Origin of the sequence: Bradyrhizobium sp. SZCCHNRI3043 (genome assembly GCF_032377735.1) — a bacterium.
Classification (GTDB): domain Bacteria; phylum Pseudomonadota; class Alphaproteobacteria; order Rhizobiales; family Xanthobacteraceae; genus Bradyrhizobium.
The window spans coordinates 556,665-569,662 of record NZ_JAUHID010000001.1 but is presented as its reverse complement, the minus strand read 5'-3'; the positions used below and the strand labels follow the sequence as shown (position 1 = coordinate 569,662).

13 protein-coding genes are annotated in these 12,998 nt (G+C 66.7%); 5 read left to right on the top strand and 8 right to left on the bottom strand.

The features are described from left to right. Positions 1–195 precede the first annotated feature (195 nt). Genes QX124_RS02690 through kynU form a run of 3 tightly spaced genes read right to left on the bottom strand, consistent with a single transcriptional unit; the run spans position 196 to position 3,083 of the window. Positions 196–1,020 carry an alpha/beta hydrolase gene (locus QX124_RS02690; protein ID WP_315796130.1) on the bottom strand — a complete coding sequence of 275 codons (825 nt, stop codon included), beginning with the start codon at positions 1,018–1,020 and terminating at the stop codon, positions 196–198. A 33-nt stretch (positions 1,021–1,053) separates the two neighbouring features. Next, the gene (kynA, locus tag QX124_RS02685) at positions 1,054–1,893 is read right to left on the bottom strand and encodes a tryptophan 2,3-dioxygenase (RefSeq protein ID WP_315796128.1); all 840 of its coding nucleotides are present in this window, start codon (positions 1,891–1,893) and stop codon (positions 1,054–1,056) included. Then, the gene (kynU, locus tag QX124_RS02680; protein WP_315796127.1) at positions 1,890–3,083 is read right to left on the bottom strand and encodes a kynureninase; all 1,194 of its coding nucleotides are present in this window, start codon (positions 3,081–3,083) and stop codon (positions 1,890–1,892) included. The genes kynA and kynU overlap by 4 nt, the downstream gene beginning before the upstream one ends. A gap of 241 nt (positions 3,084–3,324) precedes the next feature. Between kynU and QX124_RS02675 the strand changes: the two genes are divergently transcribed. Next, a complete protein-coding gene (locus QX124_RS02675; RefSeq protein WP_315796125.1) occupies positions 3,325–3,729 on the top strand; it encodes a DUF4864 domain-containing protein in 405 nt (134 codons plus the stop codon). A 10-nt stretch (positions 3,730–3,739) separates the two neighbouring features. Here QX124_RS02675 and QX124_RS02670 read toward each other — a convergent pair whose 3' ends face one another. The 4 genes from QX124_RS02670 to QX124_RS02655 form a co-directional block, all read right to left on the bottom strand. After that, the gene (locus tag QX124_RS02670; protein WP_315796123.1) at positions 3,740–4,135 is read right to left on the bottom strand and encodes a thioesterase family protein; all 396 of its coding nucleotides are present in this window, start codon (positions 4,133–4,135) and stop codon (positions 3,740–3,742) included. 216 nt (positions 4,136–4,351) lie between these two features. After that, on the bottom strand, positions 4,352–4,615 hold the full coding sequence (locus tag QX124_RS02665; RefSeq protein ID WP_315736622.1) for a tautomerase family protein: 264 nt from the start codon (positions 4,613–4,615) through the stop codon (positions 4,352–4,354). A 66-nt stretch (positions 4,616–4,681) separates the two neighbouring features. Continuing rightward, a complete protein-coding gene (gene hisS, locus QX124_RS02660) occupies positions 4,682–6,280 on the bottom strand; it encodes a histidine--tRNA ligase (RefSeq protein ID WP_315796122.1) in 1,599 nt (532 codons plus the stop codon). A gap of 399 nt (positions 6,281–6,679) precedes the next feature. Next, positions 6,680–7,759 carry a branched-chain amino acid aminotransferase gene (locus tag QX124_RS02655; protein ID WP_315796121.1) on the bottom strand — a complete coding sequence of 360 codons (1,080 nt, stop codon included), beginning with the start codon at positions 7,757–7,759 and terminating at the stop codon, positions 6,680–6,682. A 347-nt stretch (positions 7,760–8,106) separates the two neighbouring features. On the opposite strand from QX124_RS02655, the gene QX124_RS02650 reads away from it, so the two are divergent. The 3 genes from QX124_RS02650 to QX124_RS02640 all read left to right on the top strand — a co-directional run bounded on the left by QX124_RS02650 (position 8,107) and on the right by QX124_RS02640 (position 11,015). After that, entirely contained in the window at positions 8,107–8,658 is a 552-nt protein-coding gene (locus tag QX124_RS02650; RefSeq protein ID WP_315778001.1) for a MarR family winged helix-turn-helix transcriptional regulator, read from the top strand. Then, positions 8,655–9,386: a response regulator transcription factor gene (locus QX124_RS02645; protein ID WP_315796118.1), complete on the top strand. Its 732-nt coding sequence runs from the start codon at positions 8,655–8,657 to the stop codon at positions 9,384–9,386. The genes QX124_RS02650 and QX124_RS02645 overlap by 4 nt, the downstream gene beginning before the upstream one ends. A gap of 240 nt (positions 9,387–9,626) precedes the next feature. Then, a complete protein-coding gene (locus QX124_RS02640; protein ID WP_315796116.1) occupies positions 9,627–11,015 on the top strand; it encodes an ATP-binding protein in 1,389 nt (462 codons plus the stop codon). A gap of 13 nt (positions 11,016–11,028) precedes the next feature. Here QX124_RS02640 and QX124_RS02635 read toward each other — a convergent pair whose 3' ends face one another. Next, positions 11,029–12,012 (bottom strand): VOC family protein, encoded by a 984-nt coding sequence (locus QX124_RS02635; protein WP_315736616.1) that lies wholly within the window; start codon positions 12,010–12,012, stop codon positions 11,029–11,031. A gap of 140 nt (positions 12,013–12,152) precedes the next feature. Between QX124_RS02635 and QX124_RS02630 the strand changes: the two genes are divergently transcribed. Next, the gene (locus QX124_RS02630; RefSeq protein ID WP_315736615.1) at positions 12,153–12,944 is read left to right on the top strand and encodes a DNA-binding transcriptional regulator; all 792 of its coding nucleotides are present in this window, start codon (positions 12,153–12,155) and stop codon (positions 12,942–12,944) included. The last annotated feature ends 54 nt before the right edge of the window (positions 12,945–12,998 follow it).

Genomic DNA, 12,998 nt, shown 5'->3' with positions numbered 1-12,998 from the left:
TTCGAATCGGACGAAGCTTGCCTGTCAGGAATCAACCCGGTCTGAATTGTCAGGACTCAGCCCGGTTCATACCCCCGAGGACCCCCACCCCCACCCCCTCCCCGCAAGGGAGAGGGGAGATGAGGTCGCTGCGCCGTCACCGCAGAACGCATGCACGGAGCACGGGGCGAGCGCTGCAATCGACGCTACTTGAGACTACCCCACCAGCGCCTGCACCAGCCCACTCTCCGGATCCGCCAGCTCGTCGATCACGTCGAAATGGTGCCGGTCCGGCGCCTCGACATAGGCAGTGGAGGCCCCGAGCCCGGTCCAGATGTTGGCGAGCAGCTGGGCCTGGCGGCGGAATTCGTTGCGCTCCGCGCCGCCGACCCAGGCGGTGACACGCGCAGCATCGACCGGCACCAGCAGCGCCGGGCTCTCGCGCGGCGCGGTGGCGTCATCGATATGAAGCGTGTCGTTCATCGCGGTCCGCTGCAGCGGGCGCAGATCGTGCAGGCCGGAGAGCGAAACAACGTTGCTGATCCGTGCCTGCCGCTCCGGCGGCAGCGGCGCGCCGCGGCAAATCATGCGGCTGACGAGATGGCCGCCGGCGGAATGCCCGGTCAGCGCCACCGGCCCCGCGACCTCGTCCATCGCCCGCGCGATCGCCTGCGCCACGTCGGCCGAAATATCGGCGATGCCGACCTCGGGACAGAGCCGGTAGGACGGCATCGCCACGGCATGGCCGCGCGCGATGGAGCCTTGCGCGAGATGCGACCAGAAGCTCTTGTCGAGCCGCATCCAGTAGCCGCCATGCACGAACACGACGAGGCCCTTCGGCTTGCCCTCGGGCAGGAACAGATCGAGGCGCTGCCGGTCATGCGCGCCATAGGCGATGTCGAGCCTGGCGCGGCCTTGCCCCGCCATTTCGGTACGATACGCCTCCGCCGGCGCGACCCACAGGCCGGGCCAGCGCTCGCCACCGGCGATGTTAGGGCCGTTGGCGTAGGCATTGTCCCAGTCCTTGACGGCATAGAGCATGAGTATCTCCTGATCGAATGATGAGCGCGAGGCTCACAGCCCGGTGCGCAGCTGCCAGAGCTCGGGGAACAGCACGATCTCCAGCATCTTGCGCAGATAATTGACGCCGCTGGTGCCGCCGGTGCCGGTCTTGAAGCCGATGATGCGCTCCACCGTGGTGACGTGGTTGAAGCGCCAGCGGCGGAAATAATCCTCGAAATCGACCAGCTTCTCGGCGAGCTCATACAATTCCCAATGCCGCTGCGGATCGCGATAGACGCTGGTCCAGGCGGCCGCCACCTCCGCGCTCTCGCTGCGCGTGCCGCGCCAGTCGCTGCGCTGCCCGTCGGCGCCGATGAAGAAGCCGCGCCGCGCTAACAGCCGCAGCGCTTCGTCGTAGAGGCTCGGCTTCGCCAGGATCGCTTCCAGCTCGGCGGTCAGCTCGGGGTGATGCGCATGCGGACGCAGCATCGCGAGATTGCGGTTGCCGAGCAGGAATTCGATCGAACGATACTGGAACGACTGGAAGCCCGAGGACTCGCCGAGCTTGTCGCGGAACAGCGTGTATTCGCTCGGGGTCATCGTGCGCAGCACGTCCCACGCACCGTTGAGCTGCTCGAAGATGCGCGACACCCGCGTCAGCATCTTGAACGCCGGCTGCACGTCGTCTTTGGCGATCGCGGCCATTGCCGCCTTGATCTCGTGGATGGCGAGCTTCATCCATAGCTCGGAGGTCTGGTGCTGGATGATGAACAAGAGCTCGTCATGGGCCGAGGACAGCGGCGCCTGGGCGTCGAGCAGGCGATCCAGCATCAGATAGTCGCCATAGGACATCCGTCCCTTGAAATTCATCCGCGCACCTTCGGTGGCGGGATCGTAGGGACCGTTGCTCACGTCACGAGCTCCTTCTGGCGATATTCGGGTCTGTCCCACAGTTTGTTGTCAAGGACCTCCGCGAGGAGGTCGACCGCGCCGCGCACCTCGGCCTCGCTGAGATAGAGCGGCGTGAAGCCGAAGCGCAGGGCATCCGGCGCGCGGAAGTCGCCGATCACGCCGCGCGCGATCAGCGCCCGCATGATCGCATAGCCGTCGGGATGCCGGAACGACACCTGGCTGCCGCGCCGCGAAGGATCACGCGGCGACGCCAAGGTCAGCGACGGACAGCGTTTCTCGACCTCGGCGATGAACAATTCCGACAGCGCGATCGAGGCCGCGCGCACGTCCTGCATCGACACGCCGTCCCAGGCATCGAGCGCGGCATCGAGCGCGGCGAGCGCAATGATCGGCGGCGTGCCGATGCGCATGCGTTCGATGCCGCCGCCGGGGCGGTAGTCGAGATCGAAGGCGAACGGCGCCTCGTGCCCCATCCAGCCGGACAACGCCGGCGGCGCGATGTCTGCGTAACGCGGCGCGACATAGATGAAGGCCGGCGCGCCGGGCCCGCCATTGAGATATTTGTAGGTGCAGCCGACCGCGAAGTCGGCGCCCGCGCCGGCGAGATCGACCGGCACGGCGCCGGCGGAATGCGCGAGGTCCCACACCGCGAGCGCACCGGCGTCATGCGCCTTTGTCGTCAGCGCCGTCATGTCGTGCATGCGGCCGGTGCGATAATCCACCTCGGTCAGCATCAGCACGGCGACGCTGTCGTCGATCGCGTCCTCGACCTGCTCGGGCGCGACCACCTTGAGCGTCGCGCGGTCGCCGAGCATGCGGACCAGGCCCTGCGCCATATAGAGATCGGACGGGAAGTTGCCGCTGTCGGACAGGATCACGCGGCGGCCCGGATTGAGCGACAGCGCCGCGGCGAGCGCCTGATACACCTTGATCGAGAGCGTATCGCCCATCACGACCGTGCCGGGCGCGGCCCCGATCAGCCGGGCGATGCGGTCGCCGACGCGGCGCGGCTGCACCATCCATCCCGCACTATTCCAGCCGCGGATGAGCTCCCGTCCCCACTCCGCCTCGATCATGCTGTTGACGCGCGCCGGCACCGCTGACGGCAGCGCGCCGAGCGAGTTGCCGTCGAGATAGATGACGCCTTCAGGGATCGTGAAGAGCGATCGGGTCCTGGAAAAATCGGTCATGCTGCCCCTGTGTGGTTCGCCGCCCTGCATGCATGATTCGCGCCGGGTCGGACCAGATCAAGCCGGTCCCATCGCGACCGGCACCGCGTCGGCCGCATGGCTCGCGAAGACGTGACGATGTCGACACAATCCAGCCGGTCGATCGCCGCCGGTCGGCGACATTGACGCGCCACGGCAGGCTTGTCACGGGCGGCGCGTGGCGCATGATAGATCGATCCGAACCGCCGATGGAGGACACGACATGCGCATTCTGGTGCCGCTCGTCCTGCTGCTGGCGCTGCTGGTCCGCCCCGTCGCCGCGGCCGACGCCAGCGCGGCGCAGAGCGTGATTCGCACCCAAGAGCAGGCCCTGGCGCGCGACGACGGCGCGACCGCCTATGCCCAGGCCGCGCCGGAGATCCAGGCGCTGTTTCCGAGCGTCGAGATCTTCATGAGCATGGTCAAAAGCGGCTATCCGCCGGTCTATCGCCATCGCAGCTTCGAATTCGGCGCCGCGCAGGTCGAGGACGGCAGCATCGCGCAGCGCGTCCACATCGTCGATGCCGAAGGCGAGGCGTGGGAGGCGCTCTACACGCTGCAGACCCAGCCCGACGGCAGCCTCAAGATCACCGGCTGCTCGCTGTTGAAGACGGGCCAGTCGGTCTAGCGCGGTGCGGCTACGTCACGCCGAACCGCTTCTTGAACTGCTCGACATTGATGAGGCCGCGGCCGTGGCGGCCGTCGCCGATCTTCACCTCGCCATGATAGGCCTCGACCGAGAAGCGGATGGCGCGGCGCTCGACCTCGATCACCTCGGCGACCGTGCGAATGGTGGCGCCGACCGGCGACGCCGCGAGATGGCGGACGTTGACCTCGGTGCCGACCGTGACCCAGCCCGGCGGCAGCGCCGGGTTGATGGCATCGCCCGACGTCATCTCCATCTCCAGGATCATCATCGGCGTCGCATAGACCATGGGCATGTGCGGCACGAAATGCCCGACGGTGCGCTCCGGCGGCACGACGAGCAAACGCTCGGCGCGCATGCCCGGCTTGATGAACTCACGTGCGTCCATGGCTGCTCCGAACTGTGCTGTCGTCCCGGACAAGCGCGCGGCACGCGCGCGCCGATCCGGGATCCATACGCCGTGGCGGTCGTGATGGGCAAAGGGCCAATGACCAGCGTGCCTCGAACCGCTCCCTGGGGGTATGGGTCCCGGCGTTCGCCGGGACGACGGCGGTGATCGTCGAGACAGATGTCATAGCCTCGCTTTCGCCAGGACGACGGCCAACTACTTCTTCTGCTCGGCCAGGCGTTCGACGAAGGTCTTGCCGCCCTTCATCTTGTGCGTCAGCGGCGCCTCGTTGATCTGGATCACCACCGCTTCCGGATCGACGCCAAGATGCGTCACCAGGGCCTTGGTGATGTCGCGCATCATGTTGGCCTTCTGCTCGTCGGTGCGGCCGGCGGCCATGCTCACGGTGATCTCTGGCATTCGTTGCTCCCTGTTAGTTATCTCAGCCGCGTCATTGCCGGGCTTGCCCCGGCAATCCATCTCTTGAAATCTGCGGCCATCGTTTGAAGGATGGATACGCGGGTCAAGCCCGCGTATGACGAATCCCTACGCCCAGCTCACGTCATGACGCGCGAGCACCTCGCGCACGCCGGCGACCAGTTCGTCCTCCTTGCAGGAGAACTGCGCCGGACGGCTCTCGCGCCATTCCTGGTTGGAGGCGATCGCGGCAGCAGCTTTCGCGCCCTCGATCAGGTCCTTGATCTGCACCTCGCCGCGCGCCTTCTCGTCACTGCCCTGGATGATGACGCAGGGCGCGTTGCGGCGGTCGGCATATTTGAGCTGGTTGCCCATGTTCTTCGGGTTGCCGAGATAGAGCTCGGCGCGGATGCCGTGATTGCGCAAGGTCGACACCATCTTCTGATAGTCGGCGACGCGGTCGCGATCGAACACGGTGACGACCACGGGGCCGAAGGCGGGGCGCGTATCGAGCTTGCCGAGCAAGGTCAGCGCCGCCTGCAGGCGCGACACGCCGATCGAGAATCCGGTCGCCGGCACCGGCTCGCCGCGGAAGCGCGAGACGAGACCGTCATAGCGCCCGCCGCCGCCGACCGAGCCGAACACCACCGGCTGGCCCTTCTCGTTGGGAATCTCGGCGAGCAACTGCGCCTCGAACACCGGCCCCGTGTAGTATTCGAGCCCGCGCACTACCGACGGATCGACCGTGATCTGGCTCTGATAGCCGGCCGCATCAACCAGGCGCGCAATCTCGACGAGCTCGTTCAAGCCATCGATCGCCAATTTCCAGTCGGCAAAGGTCTCGCGCAGCATGTCGGCGATACGGCGAGCGATGTCATACTCGCTCTCTTTCCGGTCGGGATCCCCGGCCAGCCGCCGCTCGACATCCTTGTCGCCGGCATAGGCGAGCAGCGGCGGCGCGACCAGCGCACGCGCATTGACGAAGGTCTCGATCTTCTTGATCTGCGCCTCGTCGAGACCAGCACCCTTGGTGAAATCACCGCTGTCGTCCTTGCGGCCCGGTCCAAGCAGCTCACGGACGCCGCGCTCGCCGAGCCGGTCGAGCTTGTCGATGGCGCGCAGCACCGTCAGGCGGCGGCCGAAATTCTCGTCACCGCCGAGGCCGATCGACTCCATCACGCCGTCGAGCACCTTGCGATTGTTGACCTTGATCGCGTAGTCCCCGCGCGCAATGCCCAGCGCCTCCATCGTATCCGCCGCCATCATGCACATCTCGGCGTCCGCCGCGGGCGATGCGGAGCCGACGGTGTCGGCGTCGAACTGCATGAACTGGCGGAAGCGGCCCGGGCCGGGCTTCTCGTTGCGGAAGACGTAGCCCGAGCGGTAGCTGCGATAGGGCAGCACCAGGCCATCGGTGCCGTAGCGTTCACCGACGTAGCGCGCCAGCGGCGCGGTCAGATCATAGCGCAGCGAGATCCACTGCTCGTCATCGTCCTGGAACGAGAACACGCCCTCGTTCGGACGGTCCTGGTCGGGCAGGAACTTGCCGAGCGCATCGGTGTATTCGAACGCCGGCGTCTCCACCGGCTCGAAGCCGTAACGCTCGTAGACGGCGCGGATCTTCTCGACCATCTCGCGCGTCGCCGCGATCGCGGCCGGGCCGCGATCCTCGAGCCCGCGCGGCAGCCGCGCCTTCAGCTTCTGGGGTTTCTTCGGTTTGTCGGACATGGGGACCGGAACGTAGGGTGGGCCAAGCGCAGCGGGCCCACCGTGGCTGATAAACGCCGAAGTGGTGGGCACGGTCCGCTACGCGGTCCTTTGCCCACCCTACGGGATGGAATGCGTTGCTTGGTTGGTAGCAGCCGGGGCGCGGTGCGGCAACCCGCGGGCCGGTCAGGTGCTGGCGCATGGCACTGGCTCAGCATTCTCAGTGAGAGCCACGCTTCCGCCACGCATGCGGTGCGCCCCCTCCCCCGCGTGCGGGGGAGGGTTGGGGTGGGGGCGTCCCAACGGTGGTCTTTACGGGGCTTCCCCCTCCCCAGCCCTCCCCCGCAAGCGGGGGAGGGAGCAAACCGTCATCGCTGCTAGACTGTGCCCAGAACCTGCAAGCGCTAGGGAGGCATGCCCCTACTTCACGTCCCGAATCCACTGATGCGGATCCGGGCTGCGGCCGTACTGGATGTCGACGAGCTGCTTGCGCAGGCCCATGGCGACTGGGCCGGCCTCGCCGCCGTTGATCAAGACGTCGCCGCTCGCCGAGCACACCTTGCCGATCGGCGAGATGACGGCAGCGGTGCCGCAGGCGAACGCCTCCTTCAGACGACCGCTCTTGGCGTCCGTCCGCCACTGGTCGATCGAATACGCCTCCTCGCGCACCTCGCGGCCGGCATCGCGCGCCAGCTTGATGATGGAATCGCGGGTGATGCCGGGCAGGATGGTGCCGAGCGGCGGCGTCGACAGCGAGCCGTCGTCGAACACGAAGAACACGTTCATGCCGCCGAGCTCCTCGACATAGCGGCGCTCGATCGCATCAAGGAACACGACCTGGTCGCAGCCATGCTGGATCGCCTCGGCCTGCGCCTTGAGGCTCGCGGCATAATTGCCGCCGCATTTGACGCCGCCGGTGCCGCCGACCGCAGCCCGCGTGTAGTTCTCCGAGACCCAGATCGAGACCGGCGCCGGCCCGCCCTTGAAATAGGAGCCGACCGGCGAGGCGATGACCGCGAAGATGTATTCCGCCGAAGGCTTCACCCCTAGGAACACCTCGTTGGCGATCATGAACGGGCGCAGATAGAGGCTGCCCTCGCCGCCCGGGATCCAGGCGCGATCGATGCGGACGAGCTGCTCGACCGCCTCGATGAAGACCTCCGGCGGCAGTTGCGCCATCGCCATGCGCTCGGCCGAATTCCCGAAGCGCTTGGCATTGGCGTCGGGGCGGAACAGGTTCACGCCGCCATCGTCGCGCTTGTAGGCCTTCAGGCCCTCGAAGATCTCCTGCGCGTAATGCAGGACGGCCGCGGCCGGATCGAGCGGGAAGTTGGCGCGGGATTCGACCCGCGCGCTGTGCCAGCCCTTGTCCTGGCTGTACTGGACCACGGCCATGTGATCGGTGAACACCCGGCCGAAGCCCGGGTTGGCGAGCTTGGCAGCACGCTCCTGGTCGGAGGTCGGGTTCGTCGTCGGCTTGATGTCGAATGTCAAAGTCATGTCCTTGCTTCCCCCGCTTGATCGCCATTCGCGAGTTCTGGCGCCGACCCGCCCGATCGGGCCAGTCGGCTTTTTGAATTTCGGACCTGCCGCGACCGGCTTTTGAGCCGGTCACCGGGCAAGCATGCCACCACAGGACATGCTTTTGCGCCCGGCGGAAGTCCAGTATGGTTTGCCGAAATGCCGCTCGACATCACACGGTTGTTCGATACGTCGCCCAGGGATGCCCGTCGGGGTTGCCTACGGCCCGTTCAGACACGCCTGGAGACCCATCGCCCGCCGATGAAACGATCTAAAATTTCGTAGCGGACGATTGTTTTGTAACATTGAACCGCAGAAACGTCAATATGGCTGACATAAATTTCTCGTCTCCGACGTTGAGCCCCGAGCTGCGCGCGGCTGAGCCCTCCGCGGCCGCCGGCGGCGAGCCGCTGCGCTGGGACATCATCGAGCTCTTGTTCTTCGCCTACCGCGACTTCGTCGGCGATGCCGACCATGAGCTGGAGGCGTTCGGCTTCGGCCGCGCGCATCACCGCGTGATGCATTTCGTCACACGCTATCCCGGCCTGAAGGTCGCCGACCTGCTCGACGTGCTGCGCATCACCAAGCAGTCGCTCGGACGCGTGCTCAAGCAGCTGCTCGACGAAGGCTACATCGTGCAGAAGACCGGCAACAACGATCGGCGCCAGCGCCTTCTTTTCGCCACGCCGAAGGGCGAGGCGCTGGTCGCCAAGCTGGCCGGGCTGCAGACGCGGCGCATCGATCGCGCGCTGGAGCAGATCGGACCGGCCGGCGCCGAGAAGGTCCGGCAGTTCCTGCGCGCGATGATCGATCGCGACGATCCGGACAAGGTGCTGGAAGCCATCTTCAAGACGCCTGTCGCCGCTGCCAAGGAGTGACCGTGACGATCGCCGCCATCGCCCCGCATCCGCCGCAAACGCCCGCCGACGACGCGCCGCATCTCCTGCTCGTCGACGACGACCGCCGCATCCGCGACCTGCTATCGCGCTTCCTGCGCGGCGAAGGCTATCGCGTCACCACCGCGGCGAGCGCGAGCGATGCCCGCGCCAAGCTGACGGGACTGCATTTCGATCTCCTGATCCTCGACGTGATGATGCCCGGCGAAAGCGGCTTCGACCTCGCCCGCTTCATCCGCACGCAATCCTCGGTACCGATCGTGATGCTGACCGCACGGGCCGAGCCGGAGAGCCGCATCGAGGGCCTGCAGCTCGGCGCCGACGACTACGTCGCCAAGCCTTTTGAGCCAAGAGAGCTCGCGCTGCGCATCGGCAACATCCTCAAGCGCGCCGCGCCGCCGCCGGCCGAGGAGGTCGTCGAGCAGATCGCGTTCGGGCCGTTCGTCTATCATCTGGCGCGCGGCGAGCTGAAGCAGGGCGAGGAGATCGTCCACCTCACCGACCGCGAGCGCGAGATGCTGCGCATCCTCGCCAATGCCCGCGGCGAGACCGTGCCGCGCGGCGCGCTGACCGGCAACGGCACCGTCAACGAGCGCGCCGTCGACGTCCAGATCAACCGCCTGCGCCGCAAGCTCGAAAGCGATCCGGCCAACCCGCTGTTCCTGCAGGCCGTGCGCGGCATCGGCTACCGGCTGATGACGTCGGGTTGAGATGAGCGGTTGATATGCCGGGCCATTCCGATCACGTTGCCTTGAAAGCATCTGAGCTAGCTTCCTCACCGCAAGACCTGAAACGACCTGGCATCTCCGCGTCATTGCGAGCGAAGCGAAGCAATCCAGAGTCCCGCGAAGAGTCTGGATTGCTTCGTCGCGGAGCCTGCCCTCGAGCTCGCCGCGGGCGAGACCCGGGGGCTCCTCGCAATGACGGAAACGGCGCGCGTTAGGATTATCATGAGCACGCTCGACACCGGCCTCACCCTGATCCGCACCGCCTCGCGGCGGGTGTCGCGCGCCAACAGCCTGGTCGGCAACGCGTTCAAGGGCTGGATGCCGACCGGCCTCTATGCCCGCGCGCTGCTGATCATGATCGTGCCGATGGTGATCCTGCAGACGGTGGTCGCGGGCGTGTTCATGGAGCGGCACTGGAACACGGTGACGCGACGCCTCTCCGCCGCCGTTGTGCAGGACGTCGCCGCGCTGATCGACATCTACAAGGGCTATCCGCAGGACAAGGACCGCACCATGCTGCGCCGGATCGCGCAACAGCGGCTCAACCTGGTGGTCGACTTCCTGCCCGCCGGCGACATGCCGCCGCCGGGGCCAAAACCGTTCTTCAACCTGCTCGACCAGTCGCTGTCGAGCCAGATCGGCCGCCAGATCAGCCGGCCGTTCTGGATCGACACCGTCGGCCGCTCCAATCTGGTGGAGATCCGCGTCGCGCTCGATGACGCCGTGATGCGCGTGTTCGCGCAGCGTGGCGCTGCCTATGCGTCGAACACCGACATCTTCCTGTTCTGGATGGTCGGCACGTCGTCGATCCTGCTGATCGTCTCGGTGCTGTTCCTGCGCAACCAGATCAAGCCGATCCTGCGCCTCGCAGATGCCGCCGAGAGCTTCGGCAAGGGCCGCGAGGTGCCGAACTTCCGGCCGCGCGGCGCGCGCGAGGTGCGGCGTGCGGCACACGCCTTCCTGGAGATGAAGGCGCGCATCGAGCGCACCCTGGAGCAGCGCACCGCGATGCTGGCCGGTGTCAGCCACGATCTGCGCACCATCCTGACGCGCTTCAAGCTGGAGCTGGCGCTGCTCGGCGACAGTCCCGAGATCGACGCCATGCGCAAGGACGTCGACGAGATGTCGCACATGCTGGAGGATTATCTGGCGTTCGCACGCGGCGACAATGGCGAGATCGCGCAGCCGACCGACATCTCCAACGCGCTCGAGGAGCTGCGCGGCGACGCCGAGCGCAACGGCCATTCCGCCACGGTCTCGTTCCACGGCCTGCCTGTGGTCACCGTGAAGCCGCAGGCGCTGAAGCGCTGCCTCGGCAATCTCGTCTCCAACGCCGCCCGCCATGCCGATGCGATCGCCATCACCGGCCATCGCGACCACCGCTACCTCACCATCACCGTCGACGATGACGGCCCGGGCATCCCGGCCGACATGCGCGAGGAGGTGTTCAAGCCGTTCCTGCGCCTCGACGACGCGCGCAACCAGGACGAGGGCGGCACGGGCCTGGGCCTCGCCATCGCCCGCGACATCGCGCGGTCCCATGGCGGCGACATCACCCTCGGCGACAGCCCGATGGGCGGGTTGCGGGCGAGCGTGCGGATTCCGGTGTAGCGCGCTGCTTAGCTCACTCCTGCGCGACCACGGCGTCGAGCCACGCGCAGTTCAGTGCCGGAACGCGAGGATCCGGCACGCGAACGCCGCGTGCAGCCGCGGACAGCCGCATATCGCGCAGGCGCTTGCGCTGCTCATCCGGCAGGTACAATCGCTCGTGCCCCCACAGCGACGGGCCGTCAAAGGTCTCATGCGGCTGCCAGGTCGCGGGATCGATCACCCGGCCGCCCCAGCCATATTCGATGAAGAAGCCGGAGGGCGTGTTGACGTAGAACGAGGTCATGTGGTCGTTGGTGTGACGGCCCAGCGTGTAGGCCACGCGCCCGTCGTCGAGCTGTGCCAGGTCGTAGCCCTGGCCGACGTCGTCGAGACTACCTAGTTCCACCATGAAGTGATGCAGTGTGCGGCGACCGGAGCCGACCATCGCGAAGCTGTGGTGGCGGCCGTTGACGTGGAAGAAATAGAGCTTGTACGGCGTCAGGCCGAAGTCGGACACCTTGAAGCCGAGCAGGTCGCGATAGAACCGCAGCAGCGGCTCGACGTCCTCGACGTTGAGCACGACGTGTCCCATGCCGAGCGGCCCGGTGCGAAAGCCGGAGATCGGACGTCCCGGCCTGAAGGGATCCGAGGCGACAGCTGCCCCCCAGAACACCTCGATCGTGTTGCCGGCGGGATCCTGAAAGCAGATCAGCTCGGTGACATGACGCTCGTCGGCCAGTGCCTGCGAACCGCGGGCCACCTTCACGCCGTTGTCGTCTAGACGGCTCGCGAGGCGCGCGAGCGCAGCGGCGTCGCCGACCTCCCAGCCCATGACAGCGAGCCCGCCATCGCCGCTGCCATCGACGATCAGCCGCTGCTTGCGATCATCCATCCGATAGGCCTGCACGCTGGCCGCGCGATCCACGCGCTGCATCCCGAGGAGCTCGGTCGCCATGCGTCCCCACTGCTCCGCTTGGGACGACTTGATGCCGATGTAACCGAGCGCCGTTATTTCCATCTTGTTTTCTCCCGAAAGGTGCGGGCGGAATTTCGTATCAGCTCCGCGCGGTCCTGCAGTAGACTGCCGCCCCTGCATCCGGCTCGCGTTCTCAAGACGGTATCGGCGGACGGAAACGAAGAACAGGGAGGATTTTCCAAGTGTCCAAGCAACGGACGCGATCTCCGCAAGCCCGTCCTGCGGAGGGTGTCCGCGCCTTCAAGCGGGGGCTCGACGTGCTGCGCGCGGTCAATCGGTCCGGGGGCATTCGCGCCGGCGACGTGGCGCGCCAGCTCGATCTGCCGCGGCCCACGGTCTATCGGTTGCTCGAAACACTCGAGGAACTCGGCTATGTCGCGCGCAGCGCCAGCGACGACCGCTTCCGGGTGACGCGCCACGCGTTGAGCCTCGGCGACGGCTATGATCCCGGCATCTTCATCTGCCAGGTCGCCGCGCCCTATCTCGCCGAGCTCAGCCGCAGCCTGATCTGGCCGGTCGATCTGTCGACTTATGAGAACGGCGCGATGGTCATCCAGGAGACCACGCATGCGCGCAGCCCGCTCTCGATCGATCGCAGCATGATCGGCAAGCGCCTGCCGATGCTGCAGACCTCGGCCGGCCGGGCCTATCTGGCCGCTTGCCCGCCCGCAGAGCGGGACATCATCATCAACCACCTGCGACGCATCGAGAATGCGGAGGACGTTTCCTTCCTGGCGCCCGAGCGGCTGCAGCGCATGGTGACGGAAACGGCTCAGCGCGGCTATGCAATCCGCAACGAGGGCGAATTCAATCCGAAGACGTCGTCGATCGCAGTGCCGATCGTTCGTGGCGACGTCGTCTTCGGCTGCATTTCGATCATCTGGATCCGCTCCGCCATGACCCTCGAGGAGGCTGTCGCTCAATACGCGGCCCCATTGCGCGACGCCGCAGCCGCGATCCCCGTCCAGGCCTGAGCGTCCGCTGCGCGGACAGTTTGCGACCGCGCCTTGAAGGTGCGAGGCGGTTGC

Excerpts from the sequence above, each read along its gene's own strand:
- QX124_RS02690 (WP_315796130.1), bottom strand. The coding sequence starts at position 1,020 with ATGCTCTATGCCGTCAAGGACTGGGACAATGCCTACGCCAACGGCCCT.
- kynU (WP_315796127.1), bottom strand. The coding sequence starts at position 3,083 with ATGACCGATTTTTCCAGGACCCGATCGCTCTTCACGATCCCTGAAGGC.
- QX124_RS02675 (WP_315796125.1), top strand. The coding sequence starts at position 3,325 with ATGCGCATTCTGGTGCCGCTCGTCCTGCTGCTGGCGCTGCTGGTCCGC.
- QX124_RS02670 (WP_315796123.1), bottom strand. The coding sequence starts at position 4,135 with ATGGACGCACGTGAGTTCATCAAGCCGGGCATGCGCGCCGAGCGTTTG.
- QX124_RS02665 (WP_315736622.1), bottom strand. The coding sequence starts at position 4,615 with ATGGATTGCCGGGGCAAGCCCGGCAATGACGCGGCTGAGATAACTAAC.
- hisS (WP_315796122.1), bottom strand. The coding sequence starts at position 6,280 with ATGTCCGACAAACCGAAGAAACCCCAGAAGCTGAAGGCGCGGCTGCCG.
- QX124_RS02655 (WP_315796121.1), bottom strand. The coding sequence starts at position 7,759 with ATGACTTTGACATTCGACATCAAGCCGACGACGAACCCGACCTCCGAC.
- QX124_RS02650 (WP_315778001.1), top strand. The coding sequence starts at position 8,107 with ATGGCTGACATAAATTTCTCGTCTCCGACGTTGAGCCCCGAGCTGCGC.
- QX124_RS02640 (WP_315796116.1), top strand. The coding sequence starts at position 9,627 with ATGAGCACGCTCGACACCGGCCTCACCCTGATCCGCACCGCCTCGCGG.
- QX124_RS02635 (WP_315736616.1), bottom strand. The coding sequence starts at position 12,012 with ATGGAAATAACGGCGCTCGGTTACATCGGCATCAAGTCGTCCCAAGCG.